This is a genomic window from Microbacterium sp. Root280D1, assembly GCF_001428975.1.
GTDB lineage: Bacteria > Actinomycetota > Actinomycetes > Actinomycetales > Microbacteriaceae > Microbacterium.
On record NZ_LMJK01000002.1, the window covers coordinates 519231 to 534054 of the forward strand.

At 65.9% G+C, this 14824-nt stretch carries 20 protein-coding genes; 11 read left to right on the forward strand and 9 right to left on the reverse strand.

Features of this window, described 5'->3' with window-relative positions:
- Positions 1-15 precede the first annotated feature (15 nt).
- Entirely contained in the window at positions 16-1137 is a 1122-nt protein-coding gene (locus tag ASE34_RS08605) for a hypothetical protein (RefSeq protein ID WP_056278604.1), read from the forward strand.
- Positions 1134-1820, forward strand: a complete 687-nt coding sequence (locus ASE34_RS08610; protein WP_056278607.1) for a hypothetical protein — start codon at positions 1134-1136, stop codon at positions 1818-1820. The genes ASE34_RS08605 and ASE34_RS08610 overlap by 4 nt, the downstream gene beginning before the upstream one ends.
- Here ASE34_RS08610 and ASE34_RS08615 read toward each other — a convergent pair.
- Both ASE34_RS08615 and ASE34_RS08620 read right to left on the reverse strand, forming a co-directional pair.
- Positions 1817-2248: a hypothetical protein gene (locus tag ASE34_RS08615; RefSeq protein WP_056278608.1), complete on the reverse strand. Its 432-nt coding sequence runs from the start codon at positions 2246-2248 to the stop codon at positions 1817-1819. The genes ASE34_RS08610 and ASE34_RS08615 overlap by 4 nt on opposite strands.
- Positions 2245-2436 carry a hypothetical protein gene (locus ASE34_RS08620; protein ID WP_056278609.1) on the reverse strand — a complete coding sequence of 64 codons (192 nt, stop codon included), beginning with the start codon at positions 2434-2436 and terminating at the stop codon, positions 2245-2247. The genes ASE34_RS08615 and ASE34_RS08620 overlap by 4 nt, the downstream gene beginning before the upstream one ends.
- A gap of 67 nt (positions 2437-2503) precedes the next feature.
- Between ASE34_RS08620 and ASE34_RS08625 the strand changes: the two genes are divergently transcribed.
- The 8 genes from ASE34_RS08625 to ASE34_RS08660 are packed head-to-tail and all read left to right on the forward strand — an operon-like array spanning position 2504 to position 7586.
- Positions 2504-2983 (forward strand): hypothetical protein, encoded by a 480-nt coding sequence (locus tag ASE34_RS08625; protein WP_056278610.1) that lies wholly within the window; start codon positions 2504-2506, stop codon positions 2981-2983.
- A gap of 3 nt (positions 2984-2986) precedes the next feature.
- The gene (locus ASE34_RS08630; RefSeq protein WP_056278611.1) at positions 2987-4564 is read left to right on the forward strand and encodes a sialate O-acetylesterase; all 1578 of its coding nucleotides are present in this window, start codon (positions 2987-2989) and stop codon (positions 4562-4564) included.
- 9 nt (positions 4565-4573) lie between these two features.
- Positions 4574-5302 (forward strand): hypothetical protein, encoded by a 729-nt coding sequence (locus ASE34_RS08635; RefSeq protein WP_056278612.1) that lies wholly within the window; start codon positions 4574-4576, stop codon positions 5300-5302.
- Positions 5303-5333: 31 nt separating this feature from the next.
- Positions 5334-5648, forward strand: coding sequence for a hypothetical protein (locus ASE34_RS08640; protein ID WP_056278613.1), 315 nt, complete (start codon positions 5334-5336; stop codon positions 5646-5648).
- Positions 5645-6493, forward strand: coding sequence for a hypothetical protein (locus ASE34_RS08645; RefSeq protein ID WP_056278614.1), 849 nt, complete (start codon positions 5645-5647; stop codon positions 6491-6493). The genes ASE34_RS08640 and ASE34_RS08645 overlap by 4 nt, the downstream gene beginning before the upstream one ends.
- The gene (locus ASE34_RS08650; protein ID WP_056278615.1) at positions 6493-6981 is read left to right on the forward strand and encodes a hypothetical protein; all 489 of its coding nucleotides are present in this window, start codon (positions 6493-6495) and stop codon (positions 6979-6981) included. The genes ASE34_RS08645 and ASE34_RS08650 overlap by 1 nt, the downstream gene beginning before the upstream one ends.
- 2 nt (positions 6982-6983) lie before the next feature.
- Positions 6984-7316, forward strand: coding sequence for a hypothetical protein (locus tag ASE34_RS08655; protein ID WP_056278616.1), 333 nt, complete (start codon positions 6984-6986; stop codon positions 7314-7316).
- 9 nt (positions 7317-7325) lie between these two features.
- Positions 7326-7586: a hypothetical protein gene (locus tag ASE34_RS08660; RefSeq protein ID WP_056278617.1), complete on the forward strand. Its 261-nt coding sequence runs from the start codon at positions 7326-7328 to the stop codon at positions 7584-7586.
- A gap of 79 nt (positions 7587-7665) precedes the next feature.
- On the opposite strand, the gene ASE34_RS08665 is transcribed toward ASE34_RS08660, so the two are convergent.
- Positions 7666-9483, reverse strand: a complete 1818-nt coding sequence (locus ASE34_RS08665; protein ID WP_056278618.1) for a hypothetical protein — start codon at positions 9481-9483, stop codon at positions 7666-7668.
- Between the two features lie 418 nt (positions 9484-9901).
- On the opposite strand from ASE34_RS08665, the gene ASE34_RS08670 reads away from it, so the two are divergent.
- Positions 9902-10219 (forward strand): hypothetical protein, encoded by a 318-nt coding sequence (locus ASE34_RS08670; RefSeq protein WP_056279037.1) that lies wholly within the window; start codon positions 9902-9904, stop codon positions 10217-10219.
- A 26-nt stretch (positions 10220-10245) separates the two neighbouring features.
- On the opposite strand, the gene ASE34_RS08675 is transcribed toward ASE34_RS08670, so the two are convergent.
- The 6 genes from ASE34_RS08675 to ASE34_RS08700 form a co-directional block, all read right to left on the reverse strand.
- Positions 10246-10497: a hypothetical protein gene (locus tag ASE34_RS08675; RefSeq protein ID WP_157538161.1), complete on the reverse strand. Its 252-nt coding sequence runs from the start codon at positions 10495-10497 to the stop codon at positions 10246-10248.
- An 83-nt stretch (positions 10498-10580) separates the two neighbouring features.
- Positions 10581-10916 carry a hypothetical protein gene (locus ASE34_RS08680; RefSeq protein WP_056278620.1) on the reverse strand — a complete coding sequence of 112 codons (336 nt, stop codon included), beginning with the start codon at positions 10914-10916 and terminating at the stop codon, positions 10581-10583.
- Between the two features lie 100 nt (positions 10917-11016).
- Positions 11017-11343, reverse strand: coding sequence for a hypothetical protein (locus ASE34_RS08685; RefSeq protein ID WP_056278621.1), 327 nt, complete (start codon positions 11341-11343; stop codon positions 11017-11019).
- Between the two features lie 195 nt (positions 11344-11538).
- A complete protein-coding gene (locus tag ASE34_RS08690) occupies positions 11539-12114 on the reverse strand; it encodes a hypothetical protein (protein WP_056278622.1) in 576 nt (191 codons plus the stop codon).
- A 279-nt stretch (positions 12115-12393) separates the two neighbouring features.
- Positions 12394-13758: a GmrSD restriction endonuclease domain-containing protein gene (locus ASE34_RS08695; RefSeq protein ID WP_056278623.1), complete on the reverse strand. Its 1365-nt coding sequence runs from the start codon at positions 13756-13758 to the stop codon at positions 12394-12396.
- Between the two features lie 125 nt (positions 13759-13883).
- Positions 13884-14738: a hypothetical protein gene (locus ASE34_RS08700; protein ID WP_056278624.1), complete on the reverse strand. Its 855-nt coding sequence runs from the start codon at positions 14736-14738 to the stop codon at positions 13884-13886.
- Between the last annotated feature and the right edge of the window lie 86 nt (positions 14739-14824).

The window sequence follows — 14824 nt, forward strand, 5'->3', positions numbered from 1 at the left end:
CACGAGGAGGATGCCGTGCGCACCTGGCGACTCCATGACTTCTCCACCGGCAACCCGATCGGCCCGACACTGAAGGCGACCGGCAGCTGGAAGCAGTCGATGACCGCAATCGGGAACGGCACCCACGCGGTGCAGCTGCGCACCCCGGCGCTGAAGCGATACGACCGCGCTTTCTGGCAGAACGCGACCGCACACTGGGTCCGCGTGCTCGTCGAGTGCTGGGACGGGCAGCCGCAGTACGCGGGGCTGATCAAGCACCGGCGGATGCGCACCTCCACAGGCGAGGCCGTGCTGCAGACCGTCACCCCGAACCACCTGCTCGCCGATCGATACCTCTTCGGCGTGGGCGACTATCCCGGAGCGGGCCCCTTCGCGATCGCGGGCGCCTCACCCCGGTCCGCAGTCGAACGCGTCATCAAGCGCGCCTCGGGTGACATCGGCCCGGAGTGGATCGCCCCGTATCGGTACTCCCATCTCAGCGAGGGGGGCAGCTTCAACCTGACGGTCGAGAAGACCGACTGGAAGACAGCGGCGGTGCTCGTCGACACGATCCGAAAGCAGCAGGGCGGACCGGACCTCGCGTTCGTTCCCGTCTACGACTCGCTTGGTCGGCTCCGATGGGACGTACTCACCGGGCAGCCGCGCGTGCCGGGGCTGACGATCGACCTCCCGATGTCCGTTCGCCGTTCCCGTGCATCGTTCGTCGAGATCGGTGAGGACGGCGCGAACATGGGCTCCGGCATCTTCGGCCGCGGCGAGGGATACGACCGCAGCCGCCTCGTCGGCCTCGCCGGTTACTTCGACGGCTCGCCCGACGGCGCTCCACCGATGATCGTCCGCGACTTCGCGATCGACTTCCAGGACGTGAAAGATCAGGACGCCCTGAACTCGCTCACTGCCCAGTACCTGGCCGACAACACCTGGCCGGTGCGGCAGTGGGAGTACGACGTCAACGTGGAGCACCGCGCCGGCCTCGCCGCCTTCCCCGTCGGCGACCTGAAGCTCGGCACCCGATTCAAGGCGAAGTACTCCGGCGACGAGCTCAACGACCCGGTGAAGGAAACCCACTACGTGGTCGGCCTTTCACACTCGACCGACCGTGACGAGTTCTTCGGTGTGGAGGTGCAGAGGCTGTGATCCGCAACCCCAACGACGACCCACTCCTGAAGCGGATCGAAGCGCTCGAGCAGCTGCTCCGCGCGAACCCGCTCCGCAACGCATCGTTCGGCTCCGGTGGCATCACCGTTTACGACGGCGGCCGCATCCGCTTCACCGAGGGCGGCGGCATCGTCATCGAGGGCGACGGCTACATCATCATCGGCGGCAACCTCACCGGCGACGGAACGTTCCAGTGGACGGGCCCGTGGAAGTTCAACAACGGCGACGGCGAGATCGCCGGCAACGTAAAGCTGACCGGAGACTTCGACCTCACTGGCAAGTTCATCGCCGGCAACATCCGCATCGAGGACGGCAAGATCTACGTCGGCGAGGGCGCGGCCGCGATCGTCATCGACGGCGCGGCCAGCAAGATCCTCGCCGGCAACATGACGATCGACCCGGCAGAGGGCGGGTCTGTTGCGTTCCCTGGTGGGGCGAAGCTCGACGCGGACCCGGGCGGCGGCGTCAGGCTGACGCAAGGCACCAATCGGGTGTTCGTCGGCGACGGCCTGGTGTCCATGCAGATGGGGACACGATCGATTGCCATCTCAGCGAGCGGCATTCAGATGACCGGAGCCGACACGATCCCAAGCAGCCTGGCCGGCGGCGCGATCCCCGGCACCATCTGGTCTGACGGCACTGAGCTGTTTCGGGTTGTCTAGCCCATGGTGTCGGGGCAAAGGTGCATCTGTGCTCCGGCGATGATCGCGTTGCTGTCGTAGAAGTAGCCGCCGACTTCGCTCGGCTGTTCACCATCAATGACGCTCATCTTCTCGACCGACTCGCCACCGCGGATCCGCTCACAAGCGTCGGCTGCGGCGTCGAAGAGCTGAGCGTCTGTCGCATCGGGGATCTGGCTCGGGAAAGTTTCGAGACGACCCCGGACGAACTCCAAGAACGCCGACTCCGCCTCGTCGTCGGCCGCCGTTCCCGGCTCTTCCGCCTCAAGCGGGGCGGGCGTTTCGGTCGCCTCTTCGCTCGCGGATGCCGGCGCCACGCGCTCGTCTGACGCGTTGTCTGCGCTCTCGGCACACCCGGTGAGCGTGAGCAGGAGAACGGCTGCTACAGCGGCGATGGCGGTGCGGTTCATGACTCTTCTGATCGCTTGTTGAGGGCCTTGCGCAGCCCATGGGGGGTCATGCCGAGGATGCCGGCGATCTCTTCCCACTTCATGTGCGCTTCGCGCGCTCGCGCGACTGCCGCATCGCGGCGGTCGACGTAGGTCGACGCCTCGTCGGCCAGGGACTGCAGCTCGTCCCGGATCTCATTCTCATCCACTCATGAAAGGTAACTCAGTTGCCTTTCTGCTGTCAAGCGCCGACCTCGGCGCGCGTCGGGAGGCGACATGACTCTGGTCACCATCACGTACAACGCGTGGGACGCGAACCGGGGCAAGATCCCCGCCGCCGACAAGCCCGAGATATGGTTCCGCCCGCTCACCACCAGCGTGGAGAACGGGCTCATCACGGACCGCGAGGTCAAGGGAACCCTCGACTACTCGACCGGTGCCGGTCAGGTGCAGCTGGAGTCAGCCCCCGGACTGTTGTACGTCCCGTTCCTGCGGTGGCTTTCAAACCCCCTGCTCGACGAGCCAGGCAATCGTGCGTTCGAGTACGCCGAGTGGAGCCCATTCCACCCAGCCAACGGCGGCCCCATCGATGAACTCCCGGGCATCGTCCCAGCGTTCGGCGCTTTCTTCTACGGCTTCGGCGACCCGCCCAACTTTCTCTTCATCCGAAACGACGTCATCTGGGTCGATATCTCCGGCTCGGAAGACGGCTACTGGCAGCCGTGGGCTCCCGCTGGCACTGCATTGGAGGGCTGACGCATGACTCTTGTGAAGCTTCCTCGCGTCCAGTTCGCCACCGACGAATCCATGGCGACCATCACCAAGAAGACGGGCTCGGCATTTCGAGCTGCGCTCGAAGACCTCCTGGCAGCCGTCGCTGCAGGCGTCATCGCTGATCACCCCGCGATCATCGCAGCGCTCGAGGCGCAGTCGGCGGAGCTCGTCGGCGAGGCACTGTCCGAGGCCGGCATCGTCCGGTACGTCGACCCGGGTATCCCAAAGGAGAACCGGTGGCCCGCGGATCCGGTCTACGCGGCCCGCGAGACTGACCGACTCGGACGGATGACACGCGGCGTGCTCGCCAAGGACGGCACACAGCATCTGCCGCTCGCGCGCGTCGACCAGCTTCGCATCGGCTCGGCCGGTCCGCTCATCACTTGGGGCGTCCCCGGCTCGGGCGTCGCCTTCACGTTCAAGGACATCAACGGTCGCATGTCGGACCTGTCGATCGGTCTCGACGGGCACTTCCTGCCGCACACCATCGAGTACCTCGGCAAGCAGCTCGGCACGGGCGGAAGCCCGAACGGCGGCCGCGCGATCCTCGTGTTCTGTGGTCAGTCGAACTCGCAGACCGGCCCGTCGTACCTGACGATCCCCGGCATCCGCGAGGAAGACTCCCGGATCGACATCTGGACCGGAACGGAGATCGTCCCGCTTCCTGCAGACGACGTCAGCATGGGCGCCGAGGTCGCGCGCGAGTACGCACGCAACCACCCCGGTCAGCGTGTGCTCGTCGTGTTCTGCGGCGTCGGTTCGATCGGCTTCACGACGACGAGCATCCAGCCGCCTCCCGCGGGCTACCGCTACTTTGCGGCTGGCACGTGGGACCGGTCGCTGACCGCTGACCCGCAGAACCGCTACGTGAAGGCCGTGGCTCTCACGCTCGGCGCGCTTGCGGCCGCGGGCCCCGGATCATGGATCGAGGCGGCGTTCTGGTCTCAGGGCGAGGCAGACGGCGGACTGACGCAGGCGCAGTACCTGGCGAAGGCCGTCGACGTGTTCTCGAACTTCCGGATCGACGTCGGTGTGCCTGACCTGCCGTGGGTCATCGGATCGATGACGCCGGAGATGCACGTCGACCACGAGGGCTTCGAGCAGATCGCTCGTGCACTCGCGGACGTGCCTCGGGCGCTCGAGCGCACCGGGTTCGTCTGGGGGCCGGCGAACGGTCATCGGTACAACCAGACCGTTCACTACTCCTACGCGGGGCAGATCGACCGCGCTGGCCGAATGGCACGTGAGGGGCTGATCGAGGCTCGTGCGAACGTGCTGACGAACGAGCCCGTCTCGCCGCTCAACAGTCGCGTCCGCCGCAACGGTGGCACAGCCACCGTCGAGTGGGATCGCCCGCTCTGCCACGTCGACGCGCTGGCCGTCGAGTACTCGACGAACTACAACCCCGCCGACCCGACCGTGGCGACGTGGGCGCCGGCGCTGATCGACACGATGCACGGCTCCCGTGCGACTGCGGCTGTCCCTTCGGCGACCGCTGTCGCCTTCCGCACCACCGTGACCAACGCGGTGGGTTCCACCATGCCCGCACTTGTGAACGCCTAGGAGGCTGACATGTCCGTTGATACCACGTACCCCCTCGCGTTCACCGACCCGACCCTGCCGGTGATGCCGCACGGCGTCGGCGTCATCCCGGCAGGCGGTGAGACTCCCTATCGCTGGCTGGCGGAGGATCTCTCGGGCCCTGCTGGTACTCCCGTCACCACCTGGCGTGAGCGCGGCAAGGTCGGAGCTCTCAGCGGCGGCGGTGCTTCGCTGCAGCCACTCGAGGGGTATCAGTCGGTCGCGTTCAACGGGACCAACGGTCTGCAGATCCCGTCCGGATCGCCTCTGCCGTCCTCCCGTGGCACGATCTGCGGCGTCGCTCGTCTGTCGCCCGACGCTCTCGAGGCCAGCCGGTACGGACTCATCGCACTGCCGACGAGCGTCAGCGCGTCCGACGGGAAGATCTCGAAGGAGACGAGCGGCAAGGTGCTGTTCGACCGCATCGGCACCGCCGACGTAAAGGTCGCCTCGGCGGACTCGATCCTCCCCGGCCAGTACTTCACGTTCGGCTTCTCGCAGCGGACGGCGGGCGCGGTCGCGATGCTCAACGGCATCTCGTTCGCGGTCGGCGCTGGCGATATGGGCGGCTTCTCCCGCTTCTTCGTCGGCACGATCGGCTCGGGTGTGCACTGGCTCGGGAATGTGTTCGAGCTCGCGCTGTGGAACGAGGGTCTCGTCTCGAGCCACTTCACGCAGTTCCACAACGCGATGAAGAGCCACTACTCGTTCATCCAGTGATGGGCGACAAACGCAGACGAAGGAGAGCCACATGAGCGCGGACATCGTAAGCGAGTTCCTGACAGCACTGAGGCGGTCTGAGCCCGATGCCGGATACCTCAGCGCCTGGGACGAGCCGACGGCGAGGGATGACGAGGAGTACGTACCCACTGTGGGGATCGACGGATGGCTGCGCCGCGCGGATCTCGAGCGCATCCTCACCGGCATCTATGACGCCGGCCGCGAGAGCGCAGCGAAAGACCTCGAGGTGGAAGCGGCCGAGGTGGAGAAGCAGTTCCCCGGCGGACGCGCCTCAGCGGTCCTGTTCCACGCGGTACGCCTCGTGCGAGAGGGGCGCATCGGATGACTCTGCAGTTCAGTGACGGGGCGTACAACCTCGCGGCGGGCACGCGAGACGCCTTCGGTTCCCTCTCTGACGATCTGGTCAGGGAGGGGCACCCTCCGATGACGTCACGGGACGGCGACCGCGAGCCGGAGGACCAGCTGCGGATCTGGTACCAGCGGATGACGCTCACGCCGGGGAACCGCCGCGTGTACGGCACGAAGCGCTGGCAGGGCCGCACCTGGTACCAGATCCACCCGGATTCGGTCGGCATCCCCGACACCAGCAACCACGAGAAGCGCCGGTCGAACGATCTCCGCGCCCCGTACAACTCGAACACCGCCGCGCACCGGCGAGCCCAGGTGCTCGCGAAGCGCCACAACATCACCTGCGAGGGCATGGGCTTCCGCGAGTGGTGGCACTGGACCTTCTGGGGTCCGCTCGGAACCATCGGCGCCCCGGCACCCGCAGGCGGCGCCAGCACACCCGAAATCGAATCTCTCTTGGAGGACGCCATGGCGAACCCGATCATCGATGTCGACAGCACCCTCTGGATCGGGCGCAACGACGGCACGTTCGAGCAGTACGAGACCTGGAAGGCCACAAACTCTCGCGGCATCATCTCGAAGGTGTTCTTCGGCGGGAAGGGCGGCACGGAAGACAAGATTCCGACGCTCAGCGCTGCCGACTTCGAGGTCGCGAAGACGGTGTGGCGTCAGATGTGCCGGGGGACTGCCGAGGCCGTCTGGTCGCACAAGATCCCCGCGCAGGACGGCGCCGGAAAGCCGGTCGTCCCCGCCCGATCCTTCCGCGCAGACGGATACCTCGCGTCGACGAACGCGATCGTCAACGCCTCGCGGGAGAGCTGATGGACCGGCACCCGGTCGCCGAGAAGAAACGCCGTGTCCTTGAGGCGATCATCCGGATCATCGACATCGTCGCGTACTTCATCATCTTCATCGGTGGGTGCTACGCGCTGTTCTGGACTCCGGACACCGTGCAGCGCGAGCTCTCCGGTGCGGCATGGCTCGTGCCAATGTGGGCGGGCTTCCTGCTCGTCGGCGGCGGGCTCGGCATGGTCGGGCGGATCTCGCGCATCTGGGTGCTCGAGCCGCCCGCCGACGTCGCCGCAATCATCGGCGCCGCGATGTACTTCGTCGTGCTCAGCGGCACGCTCTTCCAGTCGCTGACCGCGGGCGTCGCCGCGGCGTTCATGTTCTACGCGATGATCCAGCTGTTCCGCCGCTACATCGAACTGCAGATCTTCGGCACCGACCCCAAGGTGCACGGCTTCACCGATCGCATGGCCGAGGCATTCCGGAGGCGAACGGGCAACGTCGCTCCGCGAGAGGAGTAGGCGTGGAGAAGGCCAGCCTCGTCACCATCATCGTCGCGGTCCTCGGCGCGGGCGGCCTCGGTGCGTTCGCACGGGAGATCGCCGACATCGTCTCGAAGGTTCGACGCGGCGTCTCCACCCGGGAATCGAACAGGAAGAACGACATCATCGGTCAGCGCGACGCCGCCCTCGAACGCGCGAACGCCGAACAGGCACGCGCAGACCGCGAACGCGCGCTCCGAATCGCCTGGCAGGTCCACGCCGGCACGCTCGCGTACCGGCTTCGCTCGAGCGGGATCGCCCCGGACAACCTGCCCGACGATCTCGAAGACACCCTCAACCCCAAGAAGACCTAGGAGGTCAACATGAGCACGCCCACCCAGACGCCGAACGTCGTCGTCCAGAACCCCACCGTCCGCAAGGCCGCCGGCATCGTGCTCGGCGCCGCTGGCATCATCCTCGGCACGGCCGTTGTCGTCGACGGCGCGACGGCCGCGTTCGACATCACCGAGATCACGACACCGATCACCGCCGGCTACCTCTACCTGTCGAGCCTCTTCGGCCTCGCGGTCACCGTGCCGAACGTGCCGACGCCGCGCGCGACCCTGCGCCGGGACCTGCGCTGATCGCCGCACACACAGAAGACCCCCACCTAGCCTTCGGGCCGGGTGGGGGTCTTTCGTCGTTCAGCGCACCGTGTAGTGGTTACTGAGAGCCGAACAGCATCTGCAGGACAACACCCTTCACGGGGGAGTCCTTCCCCGCACCGATTAGCGAGAACCGCTTCGTTTCGAGTCGCCACTGTCCGTTGGCGTAGATCCGCGCATAGATCGACCGCAGCGGTTCGGACTCGAGTAGATCAACGCCCTTCGCTCCCAGCTCGAGGACGGTCGCGTTGTTCATCGGCCGGTCGAGACCGCGGCTGCGAGCGATGTTGAGCATGAACTCTGGTGGCCCTGCGGGCACGTCATCAGGCGTGCCGAACACTGCATACGGTGACAGATTCGACGCGTCGATCGGCCCGCCCAGGACTTTGAGCCGCCCCTCGATGTAGGCCGGCGAGAGATCCTTTGTCGCCCGCCCCGGTTTCCCCTTGTCGTAGGGCATTGCTGCCAGCTCAGGGTTCAGCGCGATGCATACGTCGTTGACGATAGAGGGCTGGTAGCTGGTCGGATAGGGGAGCTCGTTCTTCGCGGAGTGCGCCAGCGCCACGAGTTTGTTCTGAAGCAGCGGAGCGAACCCCAACATCTGAAGAGGTCGTCCGGTGCCCCCATGCAGGGCAAAGCGGTAGTTCCCATAGTGAAGTTCCGAGGCACGCCTGATCGTCGGGTCGGCACCGACGGCTTTCAGCCCACTGACGCCTTGCTCGTAAAGCGCTGCGGCGACCGCTGGGTGCGGGTTCGTGAAGGCCTCGACGATTGTCGGCCAGGAGCGCCACCCGTAGTTGCCCCGAGTCACCTCGCCGCCCATCCCCGTCAGGTTGATGTGCTTGATCGGGTTCCGCACGGACTTTGGGCGGGTCATGTAGTCGTACATGCCGAGGTCTGCGAGACCCCACATCATCAGCGGTGTGGCCTTGTAGGTGCGATCGGAAAGCCGGCCGGCGGTGGAACGGCCGTTCAAGGTCAGCCCGAACCGTTCGGCGACGAGCGTCGCGACTGCGAAGTCGTCGGCGTGGTGGGGTTGTGTGTTCTGGGTGTTGATCTGCATGTCGCCCGCGATGCCGGCCGCTATTGCGCCTGCGAGAGGCACTCGCGAGTCGTAGCCGCCTGAGAAGCTGAGCGCGGGCTTCCAGTCGCCGAGTTCCATAAACGTCGCCATGGTGCGTGCGATGTTCTCGGCGCTCGTGCGGAGGGCATCCCGGTACGTCTCGCCTGAGTTCAGGTGCAACCCGTCCATCGCGCCACCGGATGCGGTCGCCGTTGGCGTCTGGCCCAAGCTCACGCGAAGCGTCTGACGCGCTGGGACGAATTTGATCTGTTCGACATAGGTGTCGGGGCTGAGCTGCTGACCGCCATAGACGGCGAGCAAAGCCCGCGAGAGAAGCACCTCCTCGTGAGGCGTGATCCGATCACCCATGTGCTGGCGGAGATCGGTGAGCGCGAGCATGGAATCGGACACGGCAACGTATCCGTTCGCCTGGGTATGCAGGAGTGGCAGCATCCCGAACGCGTCGCGGGTGAACGTGACGTTGCGTTGATCCCACCGGGCGCGGAGGAATTGGCCGCCGTAGGCTGCCGGGGCGATCAGGTGCTTCGCGGCGTAGGCTTTCCACCCCGTGAGCCCGAACACCACGGAGCCGGTGCGCTCGTCGATCATGTGCCCCTTGAAGAAGGTGGCGCTCGAGACGTCGAGACTATTGTCAAGGTCGTGGCTGACGATCGTCAGGGAAATGCCGGGAGCGACCTCCTGGCTGCGGACCTCGGTTTCTGGGGCCCCGACCGCACTTCGGTGCTTCTCAAGCCATCCGTGGAGCTTCGGCTGGGCAGCGTCGTTCGCAACGATGAATATGTAGTTCGACAACGATGCTCCCCCGTGAGCGTTTTGAGCCGACGCGGGCTCTCTCAGATTGCACCCGCGACGACGCGGTGCTCCGGCAAGCATATGACAGGCTCGTGTCAGTCAGTCATTCGCCGAGCCGAGGGGATATCGTGCGGACCTCAGTCGACTAGGTCAGGCTGCCAATCGGCGCGCTTCGCCGTCCACACAAAGTCCGCGTCGGCGTCAGAGTATGGGCAACGCTCGTTCGAGCACCGATTCGGGACCTGGGCGCCGTTGAACTCGACGTACACGAGGTCCGAACCGCATTGGGCGCACACAAGATCCATGCACGCCAATATACCGGCACGCGCACGCGCGGCCACGACGCAACCTGATGCGCCGTTGGGGTGCGGAGCGGTCCACTCCGTGGGCACCGATACTCCGCACTATGGTGAGTGCTATGGCGACTCTCCACTACGGTGCAGCGAATGATCCGGTGCACATCGACGATCGTGCGCTAGCGCATCTGAAGATCGTTATCGCAACGAAGCTCCGCAGAAACGAGAGCTTCACGCTGTCGTGGGTGCATCCCGAGGGTGACCCGGTGGGGCGGTCGACGATTTGGATCCACCCGTCAATCCCGCTCCGTTTCACGTTCGAAGACCCGGAGGCTCCGCAACTCAACATGAGGTGGATCGAGGAGCTCATGCAATCCGCGAACTCCACGGGAGGAATGATGCTCGTAGACGAGATGATCGAGACCCCCGATTCTGAGTAGCGGCCGCGCTAGCTACGGCGGACCGCTCAGAGGCCCCAGTCCTCATAGGGCGAGTGTGGAGGGGAATCGTCGGGTTCGACGCGCGTGTAGTGGTCATGCGAGATGACGACGCGTGTGGTGGGCTGAACGAGGACGCTGATGGTCTGTTCTATGCCGTGGAACGTGACGAAGGTGGGCGCGGCCGCGACCGCCGCTTCGATCATGGATTTGACTTGGTCAACGTCCTGATCTGCCTGTAAGAAGAATCGTCTGCTATCGATCTCGATCTCGGTCCACACTTGCTCTGTCCTCTCAGCCACCGGCGACGGTATCCGCGTCGTGCTGGCGAATTTGAGGGGCTTGCATGTAGCTCGAGCAGACGCTAGGCGAGGATGACCTCCGGTGCTCCATCCGCGGGCCGCTCGGCGGGTTCCGGAACGAGATATAGGCCAGTCGGGGAGCTGGCGGTCATAGCGAGAGCGTCGGTCCATGCACGGTTGAGCTCGGGCTGGCGCGCATCCGTGTACCTATACACGATCGAGCTTCCGCCATGCACCCAGATCGTAACCCGGCCATTTCCTGTGCTGACGTCATCCTTCCATGTGAAAGCGAAGGGTTCGCCTCGACGCAGCTTCGCGGTAATCACCATCTGGAGGTGCCTGAGTGCCCGATCGTCAATGTCGACCTTGACGCTGCCTTCGTAGATGAACTTGCCCATGTCATCTCCCTCTCGACCGTGATGCGCCACCTGCGAACGACATCGCGGCAACCATATCGGTAGCTGGACGACCACGGTGGGCGGATTCGTCGCGCTGATACTACGTTGTTCGCTGTTCAGGCCACGACGCCCGTGCGTGCGCGGTCGGCGTGCGGTGGTTGGGCTGCGCGCGCCGGTTCGCGCCGACGGCGATCCACGGGTCGAGCCCGGGCAGCTCGCGCAGTGCCGTGCACAGGGTGCGGGTCTCGGCGTCCTCGAAGAATCCCAGCCACGTCCCGACGGACTCGGTGAGGATGTCGAGCCTGTCGCCTGCTGTCGCGTGGAGCTCGGCGATCACGGGCGCCGGGTCGGTGGTGTACCGGTTGCGGGAGCAGATCGCGTCGAGTGCGATGCTGAGCAGTACGTCGGGGGAGAGCCTTCGAGGCATGGCCGGGTCCGTTCTCCGGCCGAGACGATCACCGAGTCTACGCGCGAGCGCCGACGTCACGCAGGCGGGGTCTGTTCGACCCGTGCAGCGAGGATGCTCCACCGCGAGGCTGGGAACCCATGGTCGCGGCGGGCCTGCTCAGCATTCGCCTCGAGCACGCCAGCTCGGGCTGCCGAGACTGGCGGAAGAGGCGCGCTATTGCTCCACCTTCGGCGGTGCAGCCGACCATGTCTTCTCTTTCGGGTATTCGCCTGTCTCGACCCAGTGCGCAAGGCGACGCCGCAGGCTGGTCAACGTCGCGGCGTGAGCGTAGAACGTGGTCTGGTCAAGGGCGCTGCCGTCTGCGTGTCGCGCCACTCGCCGATAGGCGTCTGCGAGTTCGTGAGCCTCCGTCGAAACCCATTCGAGTTCGGGCGCGTCATGCCCGAACCCGTTCTCCACGGACGTTATGACCATCGCGTCGTATTCGGAAGCCGAGTCGGTGTCCTTCTCGACTGCCTCGATGTACGGGAGCATCACTTGGTATAGACGGAAGCGCCGTTGCCGCTCGTCCAATCGCGCTTGCGCGGTGAGTACTTCCTGCTGCAGGCGGTGCGCCTCCGTCTGCAGAGCGTTCGCGCGCTTGGTCTGTAGGAGTGCGAGCACGGTCAGAACAATTGTGACGAGGGCACCCATGCCCGCGATCAGCGTGTCGAGGGTTAGCTCCCACGGGCCGGGCCCGGTACCTGCTGGCGGGGTGGTGGCCGCCAGGGCGACTGTGAGGCGATGCATCTCACCACCCTAGAGTCGAGTGTCCTAGAGGCGCGACCTGCCCACATTTTGCCCACCGTTAGCCCCATCGGACCACATCGGCGGCCATCGCTTGCCATCACTTCAGCCCTGAGAATCCGGGGGAGTAGCGCCCTGGTGCGGGGCGCGGCATAGTTCGATTCCCCCCAGCTCCACCACGTCGCTGTCACAAGCAAGAAGGCCCGCCTCCCTGGTGAAGATCACGAAGGGAGGCGGGTCTTTTGTGTGCGTGATCGGGAATCGACGCGGCTCAGGCTCGGCCTACGGCGCGCCAGGCAGGGTCTCGCAGGGGATGCCGTCGTTGTCGAAGTCGAGCTTTGCGACGTCGCCGTAGTAGGGGTAGAACCGGTCGAACCATTCCTTCGCTGCAGCGTAGTTCGCGAAGTCCGTGCAATTCCGCGTGTCCCCGGGGTTCCCCGGTTGCTGAGGCGGTTGAGGTTGCTGAGGCGGCTGAGGGACGGGGATGCCTGAGGACGGTACTCGGAAGTTGTCGCCTTCGTAGATCCACACCCGCCACCACTTGGCGAGGACTGCATCTCGTTCGGCCGCGTCCGCGGTGTAGAAGTGATGAGCCGCGGAGTTCGACCAGAACCGCGCGACGGGAACGGTGCCGGCCTGCGTGGAGTCGGCCGGGTAGACGTAGTACGCGATCCCTTCGTCTTTCCAGATGTTCGGCCACTTGGCGATGACAGCCGCGCGCTCGGCGGGGTCTGCGGTGTAGAAATGCCCCGAGTACGTGCTGCTCCAGAACCTGTAGAGCGGGATGGTTCCGGCGACCTGGGTCGTGAACGCGGTGTACCGCTGCCCCTCGTAGGTCCAGACGTTCGGCCAACGGGCGATGATCTGATCGCGCTCCGTCGGGTCAGTGGTGAAGAAGTGCCCCTGGTAGACGGGGCTCCAGAACCGGTACACGCCGACGGGGTCTGGCATCGGCGGCGCGGAGGGCCGTCCGACGGTGGGCGTCGCCGGCATCCAGGCGTCCCACTGGGGGCCGCATTCTTGGAGGAGCGTCTGGATGGCGCTCTTCTCGACGGGGTCGACGGACAGGTTCCACCGCCACTTCACCGCGACCCACTCGGAGACATAGGTGCACCGCATCGGCCGGTATGGAGGCAACCAGGATGCAGGATCCTTGTCGGCCTTCGCGGTGTTCACGGCGGCGGTGACCATGGTCAGGGTGCGCTGGTCGTCGAGGTCGTTGGAGTAGCTCTGTCGTTGCGCGTCGGTCCAGGCCCACGCGCCGGACGCCCACGCTTCCTTGAGCGCGACAAGGTGATCCATCTCGATCGCGGCGGGGTCGATGTGCGTGACGTTGTCGTAGTAGGAGAACCACTGACCTCCAGTGACGGTGCACGCGCCGGTGACGGTCGTCGGAATGTCGGACTCCTCGAGCAGCACCTCCTGACGGGTGCGGCATCCGTCCCCGTCGAGATCCGCGCCTTCGAAGAAGAGGTCGCGGTCGTACTTCACGGTGGACGGAGCCTCGACACGCAGCTGATCGAGGAGCGTGCCGACGGGTACCCAATCCGCCGCTGGCGGAGGCGCTGCCACCGCCGCTGACGGAGTGAGCGAGCCTGCGACGACCGCGGTCGCGACGAGGATGGCACTCAGGAACCGATTGCGCATGCCACTCCCTGTGAAATCGGCTCCGCCGTGGAGCCTCGCGCTCAGGATACACACAGAATACCGGTACGCTGTCGAGGTCGTTCGACGGCGCGTGCGTCCGCTGACACGTCCTCCCGCGTCGGTGGTCAGCCGGTGGTGAGCCGGTCGAGAGCGTCCTCTGCGGTGCGGAGATGCTCTTCCGACTCCCGCACTCGCTGCGCGAGCGATTCCTGTTCGGCCTCCGCCTCCTCGGCGTCTTCTCGCGCGCGCTTCGCTTCATGTCGGACCTTCGCCAGGTCAGCTTCGAGTTCACGCTCACGACGTGTGAGGGCTTCGATCCTCACCGCAGCATCGCGGAGTGCTCGGTCGGCCGTCGCCGCTTCGCGTGCCGCAGTGTCGTGAGCCTTCTGGGCTTCTCTGACGGCCCGTTCCGCGTCCCGTCGCTCTCTGCGTGACCGCACCTCGTCGACGGGTGTGGGCGAGATCGCGGGCGGTGCGGGTGCGCCTCCACCCACGAGGGTGTCGGCGATGTCGGCGAACGTGCCGGCCGGTTCCAGCTCGCGCACGAGCCTCGCCGAGGCGACGGCGGCGGCCGCAGTGGGATCGAAGAAGGCCGCGCTGATGGTCTGCTGAACCGCCTCTCTCGTCGAAGCCGTGACGCGCTGTCCGCGCGCTTCAGCGAGCGCAGCGGCATCTGCCGCGAGTCGGCTCGTGAGGGCGCGGCGGTCGCGACCGAGCTGCGCGAGCGCGCGAGCATCCAGGTCCGCCTGAGCTTCGCGGAGCTCTTCGGCGAGTTGAAGCGCTTCTCCGAGTTGCGCGGCGCGCTCGTGTGCGAAGACGTTGACCACCCAGGCGGCGACCGACGGCTTCTTCAGATCGCGAATCTGCGCGGCGAGGCCCGCGTCGTCGGCCTCGACGGCGCGCGCGTTGCGTGCGCTCACGAACTCTGCAGGTGACCCTGTGTACAGCTCCACTGCGATGTCAGCGAGCGGGGAGTCCATGCGTGCGACGATACACCGCGCAGGATGAGCTCCTCCCTGCCTCTTCAGATGCGCAGTCCGTGCCACCTGTGCCAGTATTCTGGTTC

Excerpts from the sequence above, each read along its gene's own strand:
- ASE34_RS08625 (WP_056278610.1), top strand. The coding sequence starts at position 2,504 with ATGACTCTGGTCACCATCACGTACAACGCGTGGGACGCGAACCGGGGC.
- ASE34_RS08640 (WP_056278613.1), top strand. The coding sequence starts at position 5,334 with ATGAGCGCGGACATCGTAAGCGAGTTCCTGACAGCACTGAGGCGGTCT.
- ASE34_RS08660 (WP_056278617.1), top strand. The coding sequence starts at position 7,326 with ATGAGCACGCCCACCCAGACGCCGAACGTCGTCGTCCAGAACCCCACC.
- ASE34_RS08645 (WP_056278614.1), top strand. The coding sequence starts at position 5,645 with ATGACTCTGCAGTTCAGTGACGGGGCGTACAACCTCGCGGCGGGCACG.
- ASE34_RS08650 (WP_056278615.1), top strand. The coding sequence starts at position 6,493 with ATGGACCGGCACCCGGTCGCCGAGAAGAAACGCCGTGTCCTTGAGGCG.
- ASE34_RS08630 (WP_056278611.1), top strand. The coding sequence starts at position 2,987 with ATGACTCTTGTGAAGCTTCCTCGCGTCCAGTTCGCCACCGACGAATCC.
- ASE34_RS08680 (WP_056278620.1), bottom strand. The coding sequence starts at position 10,916 with ATGGGCAAGTTCATCTACGAAGGCAGCGTCAAGGTCGACATTGACGAT.
- ASE34_RS08695 (WP_056278623.1), bottom strand. The coding sequence starts at position 13,758 with ATGCGCAATCGGTTCCTGAGTGCCATCCTCGTCGCGACCGCGGTCGTC.
- ASE34_RS08670 (WP_056279037.1), top strand. The coding sequence starts at position 9,902 with ATGGCGACTCTCCACTACGGTGCAGCGAATGATCCGGTGCACATCGAC.
- ASE34_RS08615 (WP_056278608.1), bottom strand. The coding sequence starts at position 2,248 with ATGAACCGCACCGCCATCGCCGCTGTAGCAGCCGTTCTCCTGCTCACG.
- ASE34_RS08635 (WP_056278612.1), top strand. The coding sequence starts at position 4,574 with ATGTCCGTTGATACCACGTACCCCCTCGCGTTCACCGACCCGACCCTG.
- ASE34_RS08690 (WP_056278622.1), bottom strand. The coding sequence starts at position 12,114 with ATGCATCGCCTCACAGTCGCCCTGGCGGCCACCACCCCGCCAGCAGGT.
- ASE34_RS08700 (WP_056278624.1), bottom strand. The coding sequence starts at position 14,738 with ATGGACTCCCCGCTCGCTGACATCGCAGTGGAGCTGTACACAGGGTCA.
- ASE34_RS08685 (WP_056278621.1), bottom strand. The coding sequence starts at position 11,343 with ATGCCTCGAAGGCTCTCCCCCGACGTACTGCTCAGCATCGCACTCGAC.